This is a genomic window from Butyrivibrio sp. ob235, assembly GCF_900109475.1.
Taxonomy (GTDB): Bacteria; Bacillota; Clostridia; order Lachnospirales; family Lachnospiraceae; genus Butyrivibrio.
Genome location: NZ_FOBE01000004.1, coordinates 179777 through 188700 on the forward strand (window position 1 = coordinate 179777; position 8924 = coordinate 188700).

At 40.2% G+C, this 8924-nt stretch carries 12 protein-coding genes; all 12 read left to right on the top strand.

Annotation, left to right across the window (positions count from 1 at the left end; translation table 11 throughout):
• Positions 1–4 precede the first annotated feature (4 nt).
• Positions 5–1042: a DUF6017 domain-containing protein gene (locus tag BMW61_RS05750; RefSeq protein WP_242876636.1), complete on the top strand. Its 1038-nt coding sequence runs from the start codon at positions 5–7 to the stop codon at positions 1040–1042.
• Positions 1043–1073: 31 nt separating this feature from the next.
• A complete protein-coding gene (locus BMW61_RS05755; RefSeq protein WP_091820277.1) occupies positions 1074–1367 on the top strand; it encodes a hypothetical protein in 294 nt (97 codons plus the stop codon).
• Between the two features lie 76 nt (positions 1368–1443).
• Positions 1444–1629 (top strand): hypothetical protein, encoded by a 186-nt coding sequence (locus BMW61_RS05760; RefSeq protein WP_091820278.1) that lies wholly within the window; start codon positions 1444–1446, stop codon positions 1627–1629.
• Positions 1630–1816: 187 nt separating this feature from the next.
• Positions 1817–2464 (top strand): metallophosphoesterase family protein, encoded by a 648-nt coding sequence (locus BMW61_RS05765; RefSeq protein WP_091820280.1) that lies wholly within the window; start codon positions 1817–1819, stop codon positions 2462–2464.
• Positions 2465–2473: 9 nt separating this feature from the next.
• On the top strand, positions 2474–2971 hold the full coding sequence (locus tag BMW61_RS05770; protein WP_026528291.1) for a GNAT family N-acetyltransferase: 498 nt from the start codon (positions 2474–2476) through the stop codon (positions 2969–2971).
• Positions 2972–2990: 19 nt separating this feature from the next.
• The gene (locus BMW61_RS05775) at positions 2991–3488 is read left to right on the top strand and encodes an NUDIX hydrolase (protein WP_026528290.1); all 498 of its coding nucleotides are present in this window, start codon (positions 2991–2993) and stop codon (positions 3486–3488) included.
• Positions 3489–3506: 18 nt separating this feature from the next.
• Positions 3507–4067: a DUF4298 domain-containing protein gene (locus BMW61_RS22405; protein ID WP_242876637.1), complete on the top strand. Its 561-nt coding sequence runs from the start codon at positions 3507–3509 to the stop codon at positions 4065–4067.
• 235 nt (positions 4068–4302) lie between these two features.
• Positions 4303–5382, top strand: a complete 1080-nt coding sequence (locus tag BMW61_RS05785) for a DUF5688 family protein (RefSeq protein ID WP_091820281.1) — start codon at positions 4303–4305, stop codon at positions 5380–5382.
• 94 nt (positions 5383–5476) lie between these two features.
• A complete protein-coding gene (locus tag BMW61_RS05790) occupies positions 5477–5689 on the top strand; it encodes a hypothetical protein (protein WP_026528644.1) in 213 nt (70 codons plus the stop codon).
• A 10-nt stretch (positions 5690–5699) separates the two neighbouring features.
• Complete coding sequence (locus tag BMW61_RS05795) at positions 5700–6173, top strand: PcfB family protein (RefSeq protein ID WP_091820282.1); 474 nt, start codon at positions 5700–5702, stop codon at positions 6171–6173.
• The gene (locus BMW61_RS05800; protein ID WP_091820284.1) at positions 6170–7927 is read left to right on the top strand and encodes a VirD4-like conjugal transfer protein, CD1115 family; all 1758 of its coding nucleotides are present in this window, start codon (positions 6170–6172) and stop codon (positions 7925–7927) included. The genes BMW61_RS05795 and BMW61_RS05800 overlap by 4 nt, the downstream gene beginning before the upstream one ends.
• Positions 7928–8033: 106 nt before the next feature.
• Positions 8034–8924: Fic family protein (locus tag BMW61_RS05805; protein ID WP_242876639.1), on the top strand; the 891-nt coding region annotated here is incomplete at its 3' end.

Genomic DNA, 8924 nt, shown 5'->3' on the forward strand with positions numbered 1-8924 from the left:
TTTCGTGGCTAACAGGTTAGATTTAAATTATTTTTATGGACCGGAATCAGATCAGTTCAATTTTATCAGGATGCCTAAGGCATTATTTTTCGATCCTGTATACAGAGATATAGTTGGTTTTGAAGAGGCAGTTGTATACTCGCTTCTCTTGGATAGGATGAATTTATCTCTGAAAAATGGCTGGTATGATGAGCTTGGACGTGCTTATGTACACTGTTCAATAGATACAATAATGGAGTTTGCACGCTGTAAGAAAAACAAGGCAGGTGAAATTTTGAAAAATCTTGATGCAATAGGACTCATCGACAAGGTGTTAATTCCCGGGAGGGGACTTAAGATTTATGTCAAAAATTTCATTCCTAAAAATGGACAAGAGTTTGAAAAACAAACTTTGGAAAAAGAACAGGAACCAATATCGGAGTTGATAGAAGGCTGTAAGGAGGCTATAGATGGACCACAAATGCCTAATGACTCAGATGAACCAGTTTATTTTTCAAACGACCCAGTTGATTTTTCAAACCGCCCGGTTGATTTTTCAAATGACCCTGCCCCGAAAAACAATCAGGGGGTGGTTTATTTTTCAAACACTAATAATAACAAGATTAATAATACTAATAATATTAATACTAAATCTAATCAGACCTTATCAGTTGTCGGATCGGAAAATGGATGTGATGAGGATGAGATGGGATATGCAGAAATAGTTCGTGAAAATATTGATTTGGATATGCTTCTTGAGCGTTATCCATACGATAAGGCTTTCATACAGGGACTCTATGATCTGATTCTTGAGACAGTGTTGTGTAAGAGTGAAACGATTGTTGTTGCAAGTAATGAGTATTCGACAAATTTTGTTAAGGCAAAGTTCCTTAAGCTGAATTACATGCATATCGAGTACATAATGGATTCCTGGAGTAAGAACACTGAGAAGCCCAGAAATGTTAAAAAATACCTGTTAGCAGCTCTGTTTAATGCACCAAGCACTATGGATGCAAGTATTCAGGCAGAGGTAAATCATGATATGGCCTATGGAACTGTGTGATGGACAGATTCTTCGGAAAGAGAGGTAGAAAATGTTTTTACTGAAATGCATATATAAACCTTTTGTACTGATTTTCTTCTTACTGTTTAGCTTTATTGTGGCATTGGCCACCATATTGGCTAAACTTGGAAGTTTCGTATGGGGATTATTTATTTTTCTTATTCTTGTGATATTGATCAATACGGGAATGCATCATCAGTGGGCGGAGTTTATAGTAGCATTTGGATTTGGTTTTGCCTCTTTCGTTGGTGTTGCTATCGTTATGGGATTGGGCTATGTGGCTGAGAGTATAAATGATAAGCTGGTAGAGTTACTTGTATCATAAATCAGCGCATAGCATAAGCTAGGATATCATATAGACGTTGTGCATCCTCGTAAAGAGTGGACTGTGGGAAATGTAAATGAAAGAAATCAAGAGTGACGATAATATCAAAAATGAATATTATAGCTTCGGAGAAGAAATGAAGGATGGGAGATTAACAGAGTCTTCTGATGGGAAAAAATATGATCTGAGAGCGGCAATTGCGTATTCCAAGCAGTTGGGTAGACCTTTGACGAAAGAAGAGATGTTACGCTTTGAGGTATGATTTGAATCTCTGCAAATAATCAGTTCGATAAATATAAAAGAAAGAATACGAAAAATAGATTAAAAATTGCCAATAGGTAGTAGAGAAATTCTGCCCAGAGGCAATTTTTTTTGCTATAGTAGATATATGTTTTTGTTTGGGGAGAGGCATAATTAGTCATAGATATATTTCCAAGGAGTACCGGGTTATGCTAATAGGAATTCTATCAGATACACATGGACTTTTGCGGCAGGAAGTAATAGATGGTTTTCATAATGTGGACCACATCATTCATGCAGGAGACATTGATAATAAGAATGTTATTGAAAGGCTTGAGGAGATAGCTCCTGTTACAGTTGTCAGGGGAAATGCAGATAAGGAATGGGCAGAGTATCTTCCTGAAACAGCAACTTTAGAAGCCTGTGGAAAGAAGATATTTGTTATCCATAATAAAGGGAAGATAGATTCTATTGGCGAGGATGTGGCGGTTGTCATATATGGGCATAGTCATAAATATAGCCTCGTCCAGAAGGATGGACGGTATTGGCTTAATCCCGGATGCTGCGGGAAGAGAAAACCTGAACAGGAAGTATCTTATGCTTTGCTGGAGATAAAGGAAACAGGAGATATCGAATTCAAAAAAGTTGTAATAGATATCCAGGATAAGGAGACAAAACTTCCTAAAAATATAGACAGGATCATCTCCAAGGCAATGAGCCTGACAGACAGTGGTAAAACATATCAGGAAATAGCAAAGAAATTAAAGATTTCTGAGGAATTAGCAGAAAGTATCTGCAGGATGTACCTTACTCATCCCGGAGTGGATGTCGCTGGGATTCTTCAGAGGATTTCATGAGGTTAAAAAATGGGAGTAAGAATTCGTAGAGTACAGCAGGGCGACGAATCAACCTTGGCGTTTATCCAAACTGAGAGCTGGAAAACAGCATTTAAAGAGATAGTTGATTCTGATATGCTTAGAAAATGCACAGATATAAATAAAGCAACTTCAATGTATAGGAACCTTCTGGATAATGATAGGGGAAACGGATATCTGCTTTTTGTTGATGAAAAGCCGCATTGTCTAGCATATTGGGATGCAGCCAGGGATGAAGTGTTTGATGGGAAAGCAGAATTGATAGCTATACATAGCCTGCCTGAAAACCGGCATAAGGGCTATGGTAAGCAGATGATGGAGAGTGTGCTTACTGATATTGCAAGTGATGGATATAAAGAGGTGATCCTGTGGGTATTTACTGATAATAAACTTGCCAGAGCCTTTTATGAACACATGGGATTCGAAGCTACCGAGTATAAGCAGTCTGCGTTGGGGGCAGAGGAAATGTGTTACAGAAAATTCTTGTAGATATCAACCTGGAGGATACATGAAAACAATTCAATTGAAAAATGATGATTATTTAGGCTATGTGGCAAACTTAAGACATGCCTGCAGGGGAATCGTAGTTAAGGATGGCAAGGTATTACTGAGCTATGAAACTAAGGGTAACAAGTATATAATTCCCGGTGGCGGAGTTGAAGGTGACGAGAGTTATGCTGAATGTTGTGAAAGGGAGCTCTTTGAAGAGACTGGAATGGTTGTCCGCGCAGTAGACAATTATCTGGATATTGATGAGCTCTTTGATGACTGGAACCATATCAATCACTACTTTGTTTGTGAACTGATAGAAGATACGGGTAAACAGCATCTTACAGAGGCAGAAGAACGTGCTGGATATACTTCAGTGTGGATGCCGGTAGATGAAGCATTAGATATGTTTGGTGATTATGAAAAGTTTCACGATAACAATATTGCTGATTATGGGCTGTATCGCCGTGAGCATGCGGCATTAAAAGAGTATGTGGAAATAGAAATTCAGAATTAGTAGCAGGAAAATAAGTATATGAGTAAAAAGAAACATCCACCTAGAGTAAAAAAATACAGAGATCTTAAGCAGAGAGCTAAGGCTAAATGTACTAATCTGATGTATGCGATTTATAAGGATCAGATGGAGGAAGGATTTTCAGATGATGAGGCGCATAAGAGAGTCACGGAACTTCTGAATAGCAGAGGGATTCTCTTATACCCTGAGAATGCTGCGGAAAGATATGAACATAAGAAAAATCATTTTGCAAAACGTTTGAAGAAGGATAATGTTCCGCCAAATCTGAACAAGATGGAAGCTGTCTATCAAAAGGCTAATGAAACTCTTAATACCCTTGAGGCGACCATATTTGACCTTCAGCATATGCAGGATGATATCCAGAACCTTGCAAGCTATTACGGGAGCAGGCAATGGCGAAAAGACTATGAGGCAGATGAGCAGGGGCTTTATCCGGAGGATCTTAAGAGAGGTGTTTTATCAGAGGATGGTATTTACAATCTTCTTGAGCGGAACAAAGAAATTATGGAAATTCTTCAGCCATATTTCGAAGAGGATGATGCTGAATGTAATGATTTGTAATGCGAAGTGGCTTAGATGTAATGATTTGTAATGCTTTGTGACTTCCAATCTGTTTTTGAACATGATATTGTTATAATGCACCAAGAGATGTGAGATACGAAATCCCGCACCGCAAGGTGCATTTTTCTTGCAAGAAAATAATTATTGTTTGAAGCGCTAGCTTCCGGCAGACGTACCGGAACAGCGCTTTCTTTTTGCCCTGAATACAATCGTTTAAAAAGGAGTTGAAAATAACATGGACTTTGAGACATTTAAAGAGAATCTTGCTAAGGATGTGAAAGAGACACTTGAATTAAGAACAGGCAGTGATTTCTCAGTTGAGAATCACACAGTGGATAAAATGAATGAGACATATGAGGCACTCACAGTAAAACCTGAGGACAGTATCATCGGTGTGAATCTTAATGCAACAGCACTCTATAAGGAGCTGGATAGCGGAAAGACATACGATGACATTGTAAGTGGTGCAGCTGATGTTGCAGAGAATGCGCTCGAACATAAGATGGCTTTTGACCTGGAGACCTTCAAGGACTATGACACGATGAAGGGGACACTTGCCATGGAGGTTGTTTCTGCTGAGAAGAATGCAGAAATCCTTGAGACAGTTCCGCATAAGGATATGGAGGACATGGCAGTTGTTTATCGTTTTGTTCTCGGTGATACGGACCAGGGTTCAGGTACGATCCTTGTTACAAATCAGATGCTTGATAATTATGGAGTGACACCTGAGCAGCTTCATGAGGACGCTGTGAAAAATGCACCGGAGATCAGACCTCTTGTGATCCAGGGCATGGGTGAAGTCCTTGCTAAGCAGATGGGTGTTGAGGATCTTGAGATGCTTGGTCTTAACATTCCACCTGAGCAGGAGCAGATGTTTGTTGCTTCTGTTGAGGGAAATGTGCATGGCGCTGGTGTTCTTGCATATCAGGATTTCATGGATAAGGCTTCAGAAAGGGTTAATGGTGACTTTTTCATTTTGCCAAGCAGCATTCATGAAGTGCTGATTATTCCGGACAATGGAAACTTCGATCTTAAGAGCCTGGAAAACATGGTTAAGGAGGTCAATGCCACAACAGTAGATCCTGCAGATCAGCTCACAGACAACGTTTATCACTATGATTCAAAGGAAAAGATCTTTGAGCTTGGTGAGAAGTTTGTAGAGCGTCAGGCTGCAAGGGAAGCAAAAGAAGCTGAGGCCGGTGACAAGAAATCACTTCTTGGTGAGCTTAAGTCGGCAAAGGAGCAGGCATCAAAGCAGCCTGCAAATAAAGCAGTAGAAGCTGTTACCAAATCAAAGGGAGATGCATCTCTCTGATATTGAACTATAAAAAATTAGCTCTGGGCTGGTGAAATACCGGTCTGGAGCTTTTTTAACAGAAATCTTTGAAGAATATGGGAGGAAAAAGGAAATGTCTGATGCATATAACAGGGACAAATACAGCGGTGGTAAACAGTTTTGTGGAACGAGGGATCCCATACCTGTGAGTGGACTGAAACCTCATAACTGCAAAACGCCGTGCCCATATGGAGAAGGGCATGCCTTTTGTTTCCCCTGTATGGCAAAGATCATGAATGAACACAGGGCATTATGCAGAAAAACAGAAGTTAAGAACGCAGCATGAGAGGTAAGATATGAATGATGAAGTATCAGAAAAGAGTGTGCATCTGGCGTTCAGGGTAGGAAGAGTGTCCGCAGTGACACTCTGGCGTGGACTCAAATCATTTCTGAGGCATAGGCGTGAAAAAAGGATGCTGCCAAAAGAAGGTAAGCAGACAGTAAAGCAGCTAATAAAGCAGGGACAGGGAGCTTCAAGTATGGAGGTCGGCGGAGAGAGCATGCGGACTTTCAAGAAGATAGCAAATAAGTATGGAGTGGATTATGCGATTGTGAAAGACAAGACTGCAGATCCACCGAAGTATACATGCTTTTTCAAGGCGAAGGATATTGATGCTATTACTGCAGTTGTAAAGGAATACTCCGCCAAAATGGTGAAACGTGAAAAGAAAGAAAAGCCAAGAATCCTGGAGCAGCTAAGGAAGATTAAGGAAAAGATAGCCATGCAGCCCCGCAGGGTGAAGGAGAAATACAAGGAGAATGTCAGATGAACAAAAAACTAAAAAAGAAGATTATCCTGAACATTCCCTATGTACTTGTAGGACTGTTTGCAACTAATCTGGGAGAAGCCTGGAGACTATCTTCTGGAAGCAGCTTTTCAGAAAGGATGCAGAGCCTTATCTTATATGGTGGATTTGCGAAAGCTTTTTCAGATATCCTTCCCAGCTTTAATCTGTTTGATATAGCTGTAGGAGCTGCCTGCGGAGCGGCACTTAGACTTGCAGTTTATCTGAAGGGCAAGAACGCAAAGCACTTTCGGCACAATATCGAATACGGCTCAGCAAGGTGGGGAAAACATGAGGACATAGAACCTTATGAGGATCCTGCTTTTGAGAACAATGTCATCTTGTCGCAGACAGAGCGAATCACCATGAGCAGCAGACCAAAGGAACCGAAGTATGCAAGAAATAAAAATGTACTTGTTGTCGGTGGTTCCGGTTCAGGTAAGACACGTTTTTTTATAAAACCAAATCTTCTCCAGATGCATAGTTCTTATGTTTTAACAGATCCTAAGGGAACGCTGATCGGGGAAGTTGGTAATGCCTTTGTGAAGGCAGGGTACAGGATAAAGGTGTTCAATACCATCAATTTCAAAAAGAGCATGAGATACAATCCGTTTGAATATATCCATTCTGAGACGGACATATTAAAGCTCGTGACAACCCTCATGGCAAATACGAAGGGTGAAGGAACTCCCGGAGATCCGTTTTGGGAGAAGGCAGAAAAACTGCTGTATACAGCACTTATCGGTCTCATATATTATGAGGCTCCTGAAGAGGAGAGGAATTTCAACACTCTTGTTGAGATGATCAATTCCATGGAGATAAGGGAAGATGATGAATCATTTAAAAATGCAGTGGATATCTTGTTTGAAAAACTTGCCGAGAAAAATCCGGATCACTTTGCGGTAAGGCAGTATGCAAAATATCGCCTTGCAGCAGGCAAGACCGCGAAATCCATCCTTGTGAGCTGCGGTGCGAGACTTGCTCCTTTTGATATTCCGCAGGTCAGGGAGATCATGGAATATGATGAGCTGGAGCTTGATACGATAGGAGATAAGAAGACAATTCTGTTCCTTATCATGTCAGATACGGACCCAACGTTTAACTTCATGGTGTCGATGATCTATTCACAGCTTTTCAATATCTTATGTGAAAAGGCGGATGACGTATATCATGGAAGACTGCCGGTTCATGTCCGCTGCCTTATAGATGAGGCAGCGAATATTGGTCAGATCCCTAACCTGGAGAAACTCATGGCGACTATCAGAAGCCGTGAGATATCAGCAGCGCTGGTACTTCAGGCAAAGTCACAGCTTAAGGCAATATACAAGGATAACGCAGAGACAATCTGTGCTAACTGTGATTCGCAGATATTCCTAGGTGGTACTGAGCAGTCAACTCTTAAGGATCTGAATGCCCTTCTTGGCAAGGAAACCATCGATATGTACAACACCGGTGAATCCCGCGGTACATCGCAGAGCTACAACATGAACTACCAGAAGCTTGGACATGATCTTATGAGCATAGATGAGCTTGCAGTTATGGATGGTTCCAAATGTATCGTGCAGGTGAGGGGAGTAAGACCGTTTCTGTCAGACAAATACGACCTTACGCAGCATCCAAATTTCAAATACACAGCGGATGCAGATAAGAAGAACTGGTTTGATGTTGAGAAATTCTTGGATCACAAGCTGGTTCTTAAGGAAGATGATGTGTATGAAGTGATAGAGGTAACAGAATAAAATGTGAACATATTCATATAAAAATGACTTTTCGGTTTCAATGACAAAAGACAGATTCATCTGTATAATTTTCTTAAATGAAACAGATGGGAGATAGATATTATCGATGGGTGAGGATATAAAAAGAGATCCTTTTGAGGAATATATAAGGCATGTTGAACCGGATAAGAAAAAACTTGGTTATGCCTGGTATACAGCTGTCGGACTTCAGGCTGTTGATGGACTTAAGACTTCAGACTATCTTAAAGATACCGCGCAAAATAATATTGAAGGAAAAATAACCATCTCAGAAGCAGAGAAGCTCATTGAGAGTTATTATGAGACATCAAATTCAAGGGATACTGATAGGACAAAAGAGGCCGACTGCGTATCAGCAAGAATAGCAGCTATATTGTCTGATGATGCATTCACTTTTTCACTGCCCCAGTATCTTGGTATTCATAAGAGACTTTTTGAAGGAATATATGACCATGCCGGAAAAATCAGGGACTATAATATTTCTAAAAAAGAATGGGTACTGGATGGAGCATCTGTACATTATGGTAATGCCTTGGATTTGAAAGCTACACTTGAGTATGATCTACAGACCGAAAAGGAATATGAGTATTCTTATGATAATATCAGAGATGATATCAGACATCTTTCGAGATTCGTCGCTAACCTATGGCAAATACATGCTTTTGGGGAGGGGAATACAAGAACAACCGCTGTTTTCTTTATCAAATATCTGAGGACAATGGGATTTGATGTTACTAACGAAATATTTGCTGAGAATGCATGGTACTTTAGAAATGCGCTTGTAAGGGCAAATTACAACGATTATTCAAAGGGAGTACATGCTACTACGGAGTATTTGGAATCATTTATGCGAAATCTTTTACTTGGTGAGCATAATGAACTGCATAACAGAAATATGCATATCAGTGGATATTTCGAAAAACAGGACATTGAGAAAGCAAAACAGGACATTGGTGATAAAAAACAGGACATTGAGGAA